At 71.4% G+C, this 13,983-nt stretch carries 12 protein-coding genes; 10 read left to right on the top strand and 2 right to left on the bottom strand.

Annotated elements, in window-relative coordinates; genetic code table 11:
- Positions 1 to 95: 95 nt before the first annotated feature.
- The 6 genes from O2L01_RS00595 (at position 96) to O2L01_RS00620 (ending at position 7,901) form a co-directional block, all read left to right on the top strand.
- Positions 96 to 1,409 (top strand): ABC transporter substrate-binding protein, encoded by a 1,314-nt coding sequence (locus tag O2L01_RS00595; protein ID WP_270119487.1) that lies wholly within the window; start codon positions 96 to 98, stop codon positions 1,407 to 1,409.
- A gap of 125 nt (positions 1,410 to 1,534) precedes the next feature.
- Positions 1,535 to 2,434, top strand: a complete 900-nt coding sequence (locus O2L01_RS00600) for a carbohydrate ABC transporter permease (RefSeq protein ID WP_270119490.1) — start codon at positions 1,535 to 1,537, stop codon at positions 2,432 to 2,434.
- Positions 2,431 to 3,258, top strand: a complete 828-nt coding sequence (locus O2L01_RS00605; RefSeq protein WP_270119493.1) for a carbohydrate ABC transporter permease — start codon at positions 2,431 to 2,433, stop codon at positions 3,256 to 3,258. Before O2L01_RS00600 ends, O2L01_RS00605 begins: the two co-directional genes overlap by 4 nt.
- Before the next feature lie 53 nt (positions 3,259 to 3,311).
- Entirely contained in the window at positions 3,312 to 5,891 is a 2,580-nt protein-coding gene (locus O2L01_RS00610) for a family 78 glycoside hydrolase catalytic domain (protein WP_270119497.1), read from the top strand.
- A gap of 232 nt (positions 5,892 to 6,123) precedes the next feature.
- On the top strand, positions 6,124 to 6,831 hold the full coding sequence (locus tag O2L01_RS00615) for a ThuA domain-containing protein (RefSeq protein WP_270119498.1): 708 nt from the start codon (positions 6,124 to 6,126) through the stop codon (positions 6,829 to 6,831).
- The gene (locus O2L01_RS00620) at positions 6,804 to 7,901 is read left to right on the top strand and encodes a Gfo/Idh/MocA family protein (RefSeq protein WP_270119499.1); all 1,098 of its coding nucleotides are present in this window, start codon (positions 6,804 to 6,806) and stop codon (positions 7,899 to 7,901) included. Before O2L01_RS00615 ends, O2L01_RS00620 begins: the two co-directional genes overlap by 28 nt.
- Before the next feature lie 4 nt (positions 7,902 to 7,905).
- Here the strand turns inward: O2L01_RS00620 and O2L01_RS00625 are convergent, their stop codons facing one another.
- Entirely contained in the window at positions 7,906 to 8,541 is a 636-nt protein-coding gene (locus tag O2L01_RS00625) for a hypothetical protein (RefSeq protein WP_270119501.1), read from the bottom strand.
- A 126-nt stretch (positions 8,542 to 8,667) separates the two neighbouring features.
- Between O2L01_RS00625 and O2L01_RS00630 the strand changes: the two genes are divergently transcribed.
- A complete protein-coding gene (locus O2L01_RS00630; protein WP_270119504.1) occupies positions 8,668 to 10,098 on the top strand; it encodes a dihydrolipoyl dehydrogenase family protein in 1,431 nt (476 codons plus the stop codon).
- On the opposite strand, the gene O2L01_RS00635 is transcribed toward O2L01_RS00630, so the two are convergent.
- The gene (locus O2L01_RS00635) at positions 10,043 to 11,011 is read right to left on the bottom strand and encodes a DMT family transporter (RefSeq protein ID WP_270119505.1); all 969 of its coding nucleotides are present in this window, start codon (positions 11,009 to 11,011) and stop codon (positions 10,043 to 10,045) included. The genes O2L01_RS00630 and O2L01_RS00635 overlap by 56 nt on opposite strands.
- Between O2L01_RS00635 and O2L01_RS00640 the strand changes: the two genes are divergently transcribed.
- The 3 genes from O2L01_RS00640 to O2L01_RS00650 all read left to right on the top strand — a co-directional run bounded on the left by O2L01_RS00640 (position 11,010) and on the right by O2L01_RS00650 (position 13,982).
- Positions 11,010 to 12,419, top strand: coding sequence for an aminotransferase-like domain-containing protein (locus O2L01_RS00640; RefSeq protein WP_270119507.1), 1,410 nt, complete (start codon positions 11,010 to 11,012; stop codon positions 12,417 to 12,419). The genes O2L01_RS00635 and O2L01_RS00640 overlap by 2 nt on opposite strands.
- Before the next feature lie 79 nt (positions 12,420 to 12,498).
- Complete coding sequence (locus tag O2L01_RS00645) at positions 12,499 to 13,068, top strand: TetR/AcrR family transcriptional regulator (protein WP_270119510.1); 570 nt, start codon at positions 12,499 to 12,501, stop codon at positions 13,066 to 13,068.
- A gap of 20 nt (positions 13,069 to 13,088) precedes the next feature.
- On the top strand, positions 13,089 to 13,982 hold the full coding sequence (locus tag O2L01_RS00650; protein ID WP_270119513.1) for an alpha/beta fold hydrolase: 894 nt from the start codon (positions 13,089 to 13,091) through the stop codon (positions 13,980 to 13,982).
- Position 13,983 lies beyond the last annotated feature (1 nt).

The following is a 13,983-nucleotide window of genomic DNA, read 5'->3' on the forward strand; positions in this document are numbered from 1 at the left end:
CCGAAGCCCTACGAGCACAACCGCATACGCGATCCCTCACGAAAATGAATCGTTCCAATCGGGACGATCGGGCGTTACCAATGGAGGTCACGACCATGCACTCGACCCACCGACCCCTCCTCCCCCGTGCGGCCGCCGGGGCGGCGGCCGCCGTGCTCGCCGCCGGCCTCGCCGCCTGCTCCACCGGGGGCGACGACGACGGCACGCTGAACATCCTCATCGACAACTCCGAGGCCACCGGCAGCCTCATGCAGGCCCTCGTGGACGCGTACACCGAGGCCCACCCCGACGTCGAGATCGAGCTCGAGATCCGCCCCGGCGGCACCGAGGGCGACAACATCGTCAAGACCCGCCTCCAGACCGGCGACATGCCCGACCTGTTCTTCTACAACTCCGGCTCGCTCCTCCAGGCGCTCAACCCGTCCCAGATGCTCACCGACCTCAGCGGCGAGACCTACCTGGACTCGGTGACCGACACGTTCAAGGACGGCGTGACCTCCGGCGACGCGGTCCACGGCGTGCCCGTGGGCCAGGCCATCGGCGGCGGCGTGCTCTACAACCTCGCCGCGTACGAGGAGCTGGGCCTCGAGGTGCCGACCACCTGGGACGAGTTCATGGCCAACAACCAGGCCATCCTCGACGCGGGGACGGCCGCGCCCGTGATCCAGACCTACGGCACCGAGTCCGCGTGGACCTCGCAGCTGTTCGTCCTGGCGGACAACTACAACGTGCTCGCCGCCGAACCCGACTGGGCCGACGCGTACACCGCGAACGAGGCCCACTTCGCCGACACCCCGGCGGCCCTGGCCGGGTTCGAGCACCTGCAGGAGGTGGCCGAGGCCGGGTACCTCAACGAGGACTTCGCGTCCCTCACCTACAACGAAGGGCTCGCGGCGCTCGTCGCCGGGGAAGGCGTCCACTACCCGATCCTCACCAACGCGCTCACCGAGATCGAGGCGGTCGACCCCGAAGGCGTCGACCAGCTCGGGTTCTTCGGCCTGCCCGGGGACGCGCCCGCCGAAGCGGGCGTGACGACCTGGCTCCCCGGAGCGCTCTACCTGCCGCAGACCAACGAGGACCCGGGCCCGGCGCAGGACTTCCTCGCGTTCGTCGCCAGCACCGAGGGCTGCGACGCGCAGACCGCCGGCGTGAGCGTCATCGGCCCGTACTTCATCGACGGCTGCACCGTGCCCTCGGACGTGCCGCCCGCCGTCGCCCAGCTGCAGGCGTACTTCGACGCGGGGCTCACCGCGCCGGCCCTGGAGTTCCTGTCGCCGGTCAAGGGCCCGGCGCTGGAGCAGATCACCGTGGAGGTCGGCTCGGGCATCCGCTCGGCCGCCGACGCCGCCGCCCTCTACGACGAGGACGTCAAGAAGCAGGCCCAGCAACTGGGCCTCGAAGGCTGGTAACGCCCCACGCCCGTCGCCCCACCCAGCCGCTCGCTCCGCTCGCTTCCCCGAACCGGAGTAAACGCTGGACCATTCGACGGCCGCGCCCGGGAGACCGGGCGCGGTGCTTCCCAAGGAGCCTCACCATGACCACGACCGCCCTGAGCGCGCCGCGCGAACGCCGGCGCGACCCCCGCCGCCACTATCCGATGTGGTTCTACCTGCCCGCCGCCGCCGTGTACGGCGTCCTGTTCATCGTCCCCACCGTCGCCTCGCTCTACTTCGCGTTCACCCGCTGGAACCTCTCCGGCGCCGAGTTCATCGGCTTCGAGAACTTCGCGCTGTTCTTCCGCGAGCCCTACCTCTTCCAAGGCCTCGTCAACACGCTGATCTACGGCGCGTTGACCTCCGGCCTGAAAGTGGTGCTCGGGCTCCTGCTCGGGGTGTTCCTCACCTCGCAGATCATCGCCCGCGGGTACCTGCGGTCCGTGGTGTTCTTCCCCGTCCTGGTGAGCACCGTCGGCATCGGCGTCACCTTCGCCGTGCTCATGGACCCCTCGGACGGCCTCATCAACCGGGCCCTCGCGGTCATCGGCGTGGACGGGCCCGGGTGGCTCACCGACCCGAACCTCGCGCTCGTCTCCGTCGCCCTCGTGGACGTCTGGAAGGGCGTGGGCCTGGCGACGCTCATCTACATCGCCGGGATCGTGGCGATCCCGCAGGAGTACTTCGAAGCCGCCAAAGTGGACGGCGCGAGCTCGTGCCAGAACCTGCGGTTCGTGATCCTGCCGCTGCTGTGGCCCGCCACCTCCACCGTGATCGTGCTGTCCCTCATCGGCGGGCTCAGGTCCTTCGACCTGATCTGGACCATGACGCAGGGCGGCCCCGGGTTCACCTCGGACGTGGTGGCCTCGGTGATCTTCAAGCAGTACCAGGCCGGGTTCTGGGGCCTCTCCAGCGCCGGGAACGTGGTGCTGTTCCTGCTCGTGAGCGCCGTGATGGTGCCGCTCTACTGGCTCATGGGCCGCAAGGAGGTCGAGCGGTGAAGCGCACCAAAGGCGTCGCCTCGGGCCTGATCGCCATCGTCCTCTCGGCCGTGGTCTTCCTCGTGCCGTTCGCGTTCATCGTCCTGACCGCCTCCAAGACCCGCGGCGAGGCGGCGCTGCGCGAGTTCTCGCTGCCGAGCGAGTGGGCGATCTGGGAGAACTTCCTCGCCGTCGTGCAGGCCCGCGACTACATGCTGCTCGCCGCGTTCGTGAACAGCACCATCCTCACCGTCGCGAGCATCGTGCTCATGGTCGTGCTCGCGGCCATGGTCGGGTACGTGATGCAGCGCCGGCCCAACCGGTGGACGCCGCTGGCGAACGCGCTCGTGCTCGCCGGGCTCATCATCCCGCCCGCGGTGGTGCCCACGATCTGGGTGCTGCAGGGGCTCGGACTGTTCCGGACCCTGCCGGGACTCGTGCTCATCGAAGTGGCGTACGGACTCTCGTTCTGCGTCCTGCTCTTCCGGGCGTTCGTGGCCACGATCCCGCGCGAGGTCGACGAGGCCGCCGTGATCGACGGGGCCGGGCCGGTGCGCCTGTTCTTCCAGGTCATCCTGCCGCTGCTCCGGTCGGTGATCTGGACCGTGGTGATCGTGCAGGCCGTGGCGGTCTTCAACGACTTCCAGAACCCGCTGTACTTCCTGCCCGGCGACGACCACGCCACCGTGCAGCTGACGCTCTACAACTTCCGCAGCCAGTACACGACCCAGTGGAACCTGCTGTTCATGGACATCCTGCTCATCACCGTCCCGCCGCTCATCATGTACGCCTTCTTCAACCGCCAGATCGTCGCCGGACTCACCTCCGGCGCGGTCAAGGGCTGACTGACAGCTCGCAAGCATCGCCGAAACCGGCTAGGAACCAGGAGAGACACCGAATGCACCCATCAGTCCACAGTGTCCGCGCCGAGTACCGCACGGACTCCCCGTTCACCGGCACGAGCCGCCCGCGCCTCTCATGGAAGACCGAGACGACCGCGCGGGGCTGGACGCAGGCGGGCGCCGACATCGAATGGCGGCGAGGCGAGGCCGCCGCCGTCGCCCGCGTCGAAGGGCCCGAGTCCGTGTTCGTCGAGTGGCCGTTCGAGTCACTGCTCCCCCGCGAGCGCGGGAGCCTGCGCGTGCGGGTCCACGGCGCGGACGGCCAGGCCTCGGACTGGAGCACCCCGCTCGAGATCCGCGCCGGATTCCTCGCCGAGGGCGAATGGCGGGCCAAGTTCCTCACCGTGCCCGAGCCCGCCGACATCGGGCAGCCCGTGCTGCTGCGCCGCGAGTTCGAAGTCCGCCAAGGACTCCAGGCCGCGACGCTGTACAGCACCGCGCGCGGGCTGTTCCAGGTCGAGATCGGCGGCGTCGCCGTCGACGACGAGCGGTTCAAGCCCGGCTGGACCGCGTACAAGAGCCGGCTCGTGCACGAGACCAACGACGTCACCGCACTGCTCACGGTGGGCCCGAACGCGATGGGCGCCGCGCTCGCGGGCGGCTGGTACACCGAGGGCTTCGGCTTCCACGGCGAGGCCAAGCCGTTCTACGGCAAATACCCGAGCTTCGCGGCGCAGCTCGTGCTCGAATACGATGACGGCGCGACGGAAGTCATCGCCACGGGCGACGGCGGCTGGCGGGCGACCGCCGACGGGCCGGTCACCGCGAGCGGGATCTACGCGGGCGAGGACTACGACGCGCGGCGCGCGATGCCCGGCTGGTCGACGCCCGGGTTCGACGACAGTGCTTTCGCGAGCGCGGCCTGGCTCGACGCCCGCACCGACACCGCCAAGGCGATCACGCCCGTGCCGCGCACCGCACCGCCCGTGCGGGCCACCAAGGAGCTGCCGGTCGCGGAGGTCATCACCACTCCCAGTGGACGGACGGTGCTCGACTTCGGGCAGAACCTCGTGGGCCACTTGCGCATCCGCGTCTCCGGCCGCGAAGGCGACACCGTCGTGCTGCGCCACGCCGAAGTCCTCGAGCACGGGGAACTCGGCGTGCGCCCGCTCCGCCACGCCAAGGCCACCGACCGGTACACGTTGGCGGGCAATGGAGTCGAGACCTGGGAGCCCGCGTTCACGTTCCACGGGTTCCGGTATGCCGAGATCCAGGGCTGGCCCGGCGAGTTCGACCCGGCCGACGTCACCGCCGTCGTCGTGCACTCGGACATGGACCGCACCGGCTGGTTCGACTCCTCGCACCCGCAGCTCAACCGCCTGCACGAGAACGTCGTCTGGGGCATGCGAGGCAACTTCCTGTCCATCCCCACGGACTGCCCGCAGCGCGACGAGCGCCTCGGCTGGACCGGCGACATCCAGGTCTTCACGCCGACCGCGTCCTACCTGTTCGACGCGGACGGGTTCCTCGCCTCGTGGCTCGAAGACCTCGCGCTCGAGCAGGAGGCCATCGGCGGAGTCCCGTTCATCGTGCCGAGCGTGCTCGAATGGGCCAAGACCCCGGCCGCGGCCTGGGCGGACGCCGCCGCGGTCGTGCCCTCCGTGCTCTTCGAGCGGTACGCCGACCGCGGCGTGCTCGAACGCCAGTACCCGAGCATGAAGGGCTGGGTCGACCAGGTCGCCGCGCTCGCGGGCGAGCGCCGGCTCTGGGAGGGCGGCTTCCAGTTCGGCGACTGGCTCGATCCGAACGCCCCGCCGGACGAGCCCGGCCAGGCCAAGACCGATCACGACATCGTCGCCAGCGCCTACCTCTTCCGCTCTGCCCGGCTCGTCACGGCCGCGGCGCGGCTGCTCGGCCTGGACGAGGACGCGAAGCGCTACGAGGCTTATGCCGAGGAGGTGCGGGCGGCGTGGCTGCGCGAGTACGTGACCCCGGCGGGCCGGATCGTCTCGGACGCGCAGACGGCGTACGCGCTGGCGATCATGTTCGAGCTGGCGACGGAGCCGGAGCTGCTGGCGCGGCTCGGGGAGCGGTTGGCGGCGCTGGTCGCGAAGGCGGACCACCGGATCGGGACGGGCTTCGTGGGCACGCCGCTGATCCAGGACGCGCTGGTGCGCACGGGCCACGCGGCGACGGCGCGGGCGCTGCTGCTGCAGACGGGGGTGCCGTCGTGGCTGTACCCGGTGACGATGGGCGCCACGACGATCTGGGAGCGCTGGGACTCGATGCTGGAGGACGGCACGATCAACCCGGGGCAGATGACCTCGTTCAACCACTACGCGTTCGGGGCGATCGCGGACTGGATGCACCGCACGCTGGCGGGGCTGGCGCCGCTGGAGCCGGGGTACCGGCGGATGCTGGTGGCGCCGGTGCCGCTCGCGGGGATCGACTGGGCGGCGACGGAGCATGAGACGCCGTACGGGCGGGCGACGGTGCGCTGGGAGGCGGGTGACGGCGTGCTGGCCGTGCGGGTCACGGTGCCGCCCAATACGAGTGCGCGGGTGGTGCTGCCGGGGCGTGAGCCGGAGGAGGTCGGTTCGGGCGAGCACGCGTGGACCGTGGCGGACCCGCGTTAGGCGGGTGTGCGAGCTCGGGGCCTCGGATCCCGCACCGGTCCGAGGCCCCGTTTCGCGTGCGTTCCGCGGTCGTTCCGACACCGCGTCAAGGGTCGGAAACTTTTTATATGTCTCGGTAAAGCGATTGCGACCGGGAAGGCCGTTGCGGTCGCTCCCCGCATCGGCTACGGTCGATCGGCGAGGCATCAAAAGCGAAACGACAAGCGGTGTAGAGCACCGGCGAAGGAACCATATGAGCGAGCGAAGAGCGCTGGTCGTCCGAGGCGGATGGGAGGGGCACGCGCCGGTCGAGGCGACTGAACTGTTTCTCCCTTTCCTGCGCGACAACGGTTACGAAGTGCGCGTGGAGGAGTCCCCCGAGGTGTACGCCGACGCCGAGGTCCTCGGCGCGACCGACCTCATCGTCCAGAGCGTGACGATGTCGGAGATCAGCCACGACCAGTTGAAGGGCCTGCGCGCGGCGATCGCGGCCGGCACCGGCATGGCGGGCTGGCACGGCGGCATCGCCGACTCCTACCGGAACAACTCGGACTACCTGCAGCTCATCGGCGGCCAGTTCGCGACCCACCCCTCCAAGGAGCCGAGCCTCTGCTGCGGCGCCCAGGAGGACAACTACCTGAAGTACACGGTCGAGATCACCGACCTCGGCCGGAAGCACCCGGTCACCGAGGGCCTCGAGGACTTCGAGCTCGACACCGAGCAGTACTGGGTCCTGCACGACGACCTCATCGACGTGCTCGCCACGACCACGCACCCCGTGCAGCCGTACCACCCGTGGCACCGGCCGATCACCTCCCCGGCCGTGTGGACGCGCCTGTGGGGCGAGGGCCGCATCATGGTCGCCACCCCCGGCCACAGCGTCGACATCCTCGAAGACGCCAACGTCCGCACGATCATGGAGAGGGGCATGCTGTGGGCGACCCGCACGGTATCGGCATAGTCGGCCTGGGAGCGATCTCCGGCCAGTACCTCAACACGTTCTCGGCCTGCCCGGGGATCCGGATCGCGGCCGTCGCGGACCTGAACGCCGCGCGCGCGGCCGAGGTCGCCGAGGAGACCGGCGCCGTGGCGCTGGGCGTCGACGAGCTCATGGCGCACCCGGAGGTGGACACGGTCCTCAACCTGACGATCCCCGTGGCCCATGCGGACATCGCGCTGCGGGCGATCGCGGCGGGCAAGAACGTGTACGGCGAGAAGCCGCTCGCGGCCGTCTTCGAGGACGCCCAGCGTGTGGTCGAGGCCGGGGACGCGGCGGGCGTGCGGGTCGGCTGCGCGCCGGACACGGTGCTGGGCACCGGGATCCAGACCGCGCGGGCCGCGATCGACAAGGGCGACATCGGGACTCCCACGTTCGCGACCGCCACGATGATCGCGCGCGGCCACGAGGTGTGGCACCCGAACCCGGACTTCTACTACACCGAGGGCGGCGGGCCGCTGCTCGATATGGGCCCGTACTACGTGACCGCGCTCGTGCACCTGCTCGGACCGGTCGTCTCGGTCACGGGCGCCTCCAGCCGCTCGCGCGACCAGCGCCTGATCGGCTCCGGTCCGCGTGCGGGCGAACAGGTCCCGGTCTCGATCGACACGCACGTCACGGGCATCCTCGAGCATGCGAGCGGCGCGCTGAGCACCCTCGTGATGAGCTTCGACGGGCACGCGACCAAGGCGCCGAACATCGAGGTGCACGGGACCGAGGGCAACGTGGGCGTGCCCGACCCCAACCACTTCGACGGCGAGGTGACGCTGCACCGGATCGACGGGGAGCGCCACGTGCTCGACCCCAGCGCGGGGTTCGCGGAGTCGGGCCGGGGCGTGGGCCTGCTCGACATGGCCCGCGCGACCGGGGAGCGGGCACCGCGGGCGGACGGTGCGCTGGCGCTGCACGTCCTCGAGGTCATGACCTCGCTGCTGCGCTCGGCCGAGACCGGTGGGCGGCTTGACATCCGGACCGCCATCGAGCGTCCGGAGCTGGTGCCGTTCACCGCTCACGCGGACTGGACGGCGGCCTAGACACCTAGTAGGCGAACGGGGCGAAGACGTCCTTGCACTGCCCCTGGAGGTCGTCCAGGGCGGTCCACAGGGCGTCTTCGTCGTGAACGGCGGGGTCGAGGAACGCGTACGCGTGCGCCTCGACCCTGCCGTTCGCCGTGATCAGGCCGAGCAGCTCCCGGCCGTCCTCTTGGGGGATCACGGCCGAGAAGCCGCCGGTGTAGTCGCCGGTCTCGTATCCGGCCCCGTCGGTGCCGGCCCGGTCGTCGTCGACCGCTTCGGCGGCGGCTTCTTCGGTGGGCCAGAACCGGGCCAGCACCCACCCGGTCCACTGCTCCTGGTCGCCCCACCAGCAGGTCAGGGTGGTCTCGATCTCGGCGTTGTCCGGGTCGGGGCCGATGTCGGCGTCGGTCCGGCCGGTGTCGGTCTCGGGGACGACGTCGCGGATGCCGCTGGCGTCGAAGGCACCGCACAGCTCCGTGGTGACCTCGGCCGGCGCGACTTCAGCTTGCTCCTCGGCCGCTTCACGATCGGCCCGCTCTGTGTGTTCATCGGTGCGGACGAGGTACAGCGCGGTCCCGAGGATCACGGCCAGGGAGAGGACGATCGCGCCGCCGGCGAGCCACGGCAGGCGGCGTCTCCGGCGCTGAGGACGGGTCATGAAGGGCTCCAAGGGGTGCGGGGGCGGCCGTCCACATGGTAAGCGAGGCCTCCGGCGGGAAGGGCATCGCGCGGATCGCGAGGCGCGTAGGCTTCGCCTTTGGGACGCATCGGAAGGGGCGGGCGGATGGCAGCCGAGGTACGTGAGGTCGACCTGGTCGTGATCGGGGCCGGGCCGGTGGGCGAGAACGTCGCCGACCGAGCGGTCAAGGGCGGGCTCGAGACGGTGATCGTCGAGAACGAGCTCGTGGGCGGCGAATGCTCGTACTGGGCGTGCATGCCCTCGAAGGCACTGCTGCGCCCGGTCCAGGTCCTGAGCGCGGCCCGCGCGCTGCCCGGCGTGGCCGAGGCCGTGACCGGGGACCTCGATGTCGCCGCGGTGCTCCGCAGGCGGGACTCCTTCACGAGCGACTGGTCCGACGACGGCCAGGTGAGCTGGCTCGAGAGCGCCGGCATCGGTCTCGTGCGCGGGCGCGGCCGGCTGAGCGGCGAACGCGAGGTCACCGTGACGGCCGAGGACGGGAGCACCACGGTGCTGCGGGCCCGGCACGCGGTCGCCGTCGCCACCGGCTCGGTGCCGAACCTGCCGGACATTCCCGGCCTGTACGAGGCGAAACCGTGGTCGAGCCGCGAGGCGACGAGCGCGACCGAGATCCCCGACAGCCTCGCGATCATCGGCGGCGGCGTGGTCGCGCTGGAGATGGCGACCGCCTACGCCGGGTTCGGCGCAACGGTCAAGGTCATCGCCAAGGGCGGGCTGCTCGGCAGCGTCGAGCCCTTCGCGGCCGAGCGCGTGGCCCAGTCGCTGCGGTCCCAGGGCGTCGAGATCTTCACGGACACCGAGACATCGCGCGTCGACCGCACCGGCGACGGCGTGCGGATCGAGACCACCGCCGGGCCGATCACCGCCGACGAAGTCCTGGTCGCGACCGGGCGCACGCCCGCGACGGCCGACCTCGGCCTGGAGACGGTCGGGCTCGAACCGGGCAGGCGGCTCGCCACCGACGACACGCTGCGGGTCGACGGGTTCGACTGGCTGTACGCGGTGGGCGACGTCAACGGGCGGGTCCTTCTGACGCACCAGGGCAAGTACCAGGCGCGCGCGGCGGGCGACGTGATCGCGGCCCGCGCTGCGGGCCGGCCGGTCGACGACGCGCCGTGGGGCGCGCACGCGGCCACCGCCGACCACGACGCCGTACCGCAGGTCGTGTTCACCGACCCGGAGGTCGCGGCCGTCGGCCCGACCGCCGATCAGGCTCGCGCGCAAGGCAAGTCGATCCGCGTGGTCGACTACGACCTCGGCGGGGTCGCGGGCGCGGGCCTGACCCGCGACGGTTACCAGGGCGCGGCGCGGATGATCGTGGACGAGGACCGCGGCGTGATGATCGGGGTGACCTTCGTCGGCCCGGACGTGGCCGAGCTCCTGCACGCGGCGACGACGGCGATCGTGGGCGAGGTCCCGCTCGACCGGCTCTGGCACGCCGTGCCGTCCTATCCGACGGTCAGTGAGATCTGGCTGCGGCTGCTCGAGGCGTACGGGCGGCCGTCCTCGGCCTGACCCCTGCGAGGCGGGCGCGCACGGCCAAACCGGCGCAAGCGATCACGGCCAGCCCGCCCGCCACAGTGGACCAGGTCAGCGGTTCGCCGAGCAGCAGCGCGGCCCAGGCGATGGTCATCACCGGCTGCGTGAGCTGCACCTGGCTGACCTGCGCCATCGGCCCGATCGCGAGACCGCGGTACCAGGCGAAGAACCCGAGGTACATGCTCACGGCCGCGAGGTACGCGAACGCGAGCCACTGCACGGGCGTCGCCGACGGCGGCTCCTGCGCTATCGCGATGCCGCCCAAGGCGATCATGACCGGAGCGGCGAGGACGAGCGTCCACGAGACGGTCTGCCAGGACCCGAGTTCGCGCGCGAGCAGGCCGCCCTCCGCATAGCCGACAGCGGCGGCGGCGACCGCGCCGAAGAAGAGCAGGTCCGCGACGCCGAGGGAGCCGAGGCCGCCGTTCTGCAAGGCCGCGAAGCCGATCGCGGCGGCCGCGCCGAGGCCGGCGAACGTCCAGAACGAGGCCGCCGGGCGCTCCTTGACCCGCAGCACCGCCATGATCGCCGTCGCCGCCGGGAGCAGCGCGACCACGACCGCGCCGTGCCCGGCGGACGAGGTGGTGAGCGCGTACGAGGTGAGCATCGGGAAGCCCACGACCACGCCGCCCGCCACGAGTGCGAGCCGACCCCATTGGGCCGCAGTGGGAAGGCGCTGGCGGGTCGCGGCCAGCGCGACCGCCGCGAGCATCGCGGCGATGACGGCCCGGCCCGCGCCGATGAACAGGGGCGAGAGGCCTTCGACGGCGACGCGGGTGAACGGGAGGGTGAAGGAGAACGCCAGGACGCCGAGGAGGCCCCACCACAGGCCCGCGCGCTGCGATAGCGCGGGCCGCGCACCGACGATAGTGCTACTCTCTGTACTCATGTCGAATGGTAGCACTCAGCGGATCGTGGACGGCCTGCGCGCGTGGATCGCGGCCGCCCCGGCGGGGGCGAAGGTCCCGACGAACCGGGAGCTGATGGCCGAGTACGGGGCGAGCCCGGTGACGGTGCAGAAGGCGATGCACGCGCTCAATGCCCTTGGGCTGGTGGAGAGTCGGCCGGGGGTGGGCACGTTCGTGCGGGCGGTGCGGGCGCCGCGCACGGTCGACTTCGGGTGGCAGACGGCGGCACTGGGGTCGCCGCACGCGCGGCTGCCGGTGGTGTCCTCGACGCAGCGGTCGGCGGCGCCGGACGCGATCAGTCTGCATTCGGGTTACCCGGACCGGGATCTGCTGCCGGAGCGGATGGTGCGGGGGGCACTGGCGCGGGCGGCGAAGTCGGAGGCGGCGTTGACGCGCTCGCCGGTGCGGGGGCTGTCGGAGCTGCAGGCGTGGTTCGCGGCGGAGCTGGGGGCGATGACGCCGGCCGGGGTGGCCGCGCCGACGGGCCGTGACGTGATGATCGTGTCGGGCAGTCAGAGCGGGCTCGGTTCGGTGTTCCGGGCGGTGGTGGGTCCAGGGCGGCCACTGCTCATCGAGTCGCCCACGTACTGGGGCGCGATCCTCGGCGCGGAGCAGGCGGGGCTCACGCTGGTGCCGGTCCCGAGCGGCCCTGAGGGTCCGGCCCCGGAGGAGGTGGACCGGGCGTTCCGGCAGTCGGGGGCGCGGGCGTTCTACGCGCAGCCGACGTTCGCGAATCCGACCGGCGTGCAGTGGTCGCCTTCGCGCGGGCGGGAGCTGCTGGAGGTCGTGCGGGCGCACGGGGCGTTCCTGGTGGAGGACGACTGGGCGTATGACCTGGCGATCGACGCCGATCCGGCTCCGCTTGCGGCCCTTGACGACAGCGGGCATGTGATCTACCTGCGGTCGTTGACGAAGAGCGTCTCCCCCGCGCTGCGGGTGGCGGCGGTCGTCGCGCGCGGGCCGGTGCGGGACCGGATCGCGGCCGACCAGGGCTCGGAGGCGATGTACGTGAGCGGCGTGCTGCAGACCGCGGCGCTGGACGTGGTCACGCAGCCGGGGTGGCGGAACCATCTGCGCGGCTTCAGGAACCAGGTGCGGCTGCGCCGGGATCTGCTGGTGGACGCGTTGCTGGAGCACGCGCCGGGGGTGCGGCTCGAACATGTTCCCGCGGGCGGGTTCAACCTGTGGCTGCGGTTGCCCGACGGCACCGATGCCGAACGGCTGGTGCGGGACTGCGAGTCGCGGGGGCTGCTCATCGCGCCGGGGACGGAGTGGTTCCCGGCCGAGCCGGCCGGGCCGTACGTGCGGGCCAACTTCTCGGGCCCGGCCCCGGACCGGTTCCCGGAGGCGGCCCGGCTCCTGCAGGAGGCGCTGGCGGAGCAGGGCTGAACCGAGCGAGTCGAAAACGGGTTGGCGGCGCGGCGCATCCTAGGTATCTTAGGATAAAACCTAGGAAGGTTAGGAAACCATGCCGCGTGTAGGACTCACCCGTGACGCCTTGATCGCCGCCGCCGCGGACGTCGCCGACGAGATCGGCTTCGAGCACCTCACACTCGCGGTGCTGGCCAAGCGGTTCGGGGTGCGCGACGCGAGCCTGTACACCCACGTGCGCGGGCTCTCCGACCTCATGGAGGGCGTGGCGCTGCTCGCGCACGACGAGTGGGGCGAGGTCCTCGGCTCGGCCGTGGCCGGGCGCTCGGGGCACGCGGCCCTGACCGCGTTCGCGGACGCGTACCGCTCGTTCGCGACCGGGCATCCGGGGCGCTACGCCGCCACCCGGCACCCGATCGCGCCGGACCGGCTCGCGGCCTCGACCGGGGTCGCGCGGATCATCGAGGCCTGCTACGCGCTGCTGCGCGGCTACGACCTGCCCGAACCGGACGCGACGGACGCGGTTCGCCTGCTGCGCAGCACCTTCCACGGTTTCAGCGATCTGGAGGCCACCGGCGGGTTCACCGCCGACCGGTCCCTGGACGCGTCGTGGCGGCGCGCGGTCGACGCGCTCCACCACACCCTGACCGAATGGTCGCGGATATGAACCCAGACAGGAGCAACCCCATGCCGAACGGCACCATCGAACTCAATGACGCCACTGTGGACTATGAGCGGAAAGGCGAAGGCCCGCCGCTGCTGTTCATCCCCGGCGGCTCCGGGCACGGCGGGGTCCTCGAACGACTCACCACCCGGCTCGCGGACACCTACGACGTGGTCACCATGTGCAGCCGCGTTGCCTCGCAGCAGAAGCCAGGCACCGTGCTCGGCGAGCAGCATCCGAAGGTCCACGCCGAAGACGCCGTCGCCGTCATCGACGCGCTCTTCGAGGAAGCACCGATAGTCGTCGGCTTCAGCTCCGGCGCCATCACCACGCTCGAACTGCTCGCGCACCACCCTGGACACGTACGGCTCGCCGTCGTCCACGAGCCGCCGCTGATGAACCTGCTGCCGGAGGCCGAGCGCCTGCGGGCCGAGATGGCATCGGTGCGCGCATCGGCTCGCGCGGAGGACTTCGCCGAGGCGGCGGTGACCATTACCGCCACGATGGTCGACACCGACATCCGATTCGAGGCTCCAGCCTTGCGGCGCTTCGGCACCTGGGCCGACGGCTACGCCGACACCGCACCCGAACCGCCCAACCCGGAACTGCTGGAACTCCTCGGCCGCCTCGGCGAGCTGCAGCCGGTCTTCTTGGGGCACATGCTGGTCCCGTTCACCGGCTACGAACCGGACCTGCCCGCCCTTGCGGCCCAAGCCGAACGGCTCGTCCTCGCCGTGGGCGTCGACTCCCACAAGGACCTGCCGTTCCAGACCACGGCGGCCCTGGCGTCCCGGCTCGGCCTCCCCGTGGCCGAACTGCCCGGAGGCCACCTCGGCTCGGTCGATCGCCCGACGCAGTTCGCCGAAGCACTCAAGAGCCTCCTCAATGCGAACAGCGGTCACGTTCCGCCACAATAGG

The sequence above is a fragment of the Glycomyces lechevalierae genome, assembly GCF_027622945.1.
Classification (GTDB): Bacteria; Actinomycetota; Actinomycetes; order Mycobacteriales; family Micromonosporaceae; genus Glycomyces; species Glycomyces rutgersensis.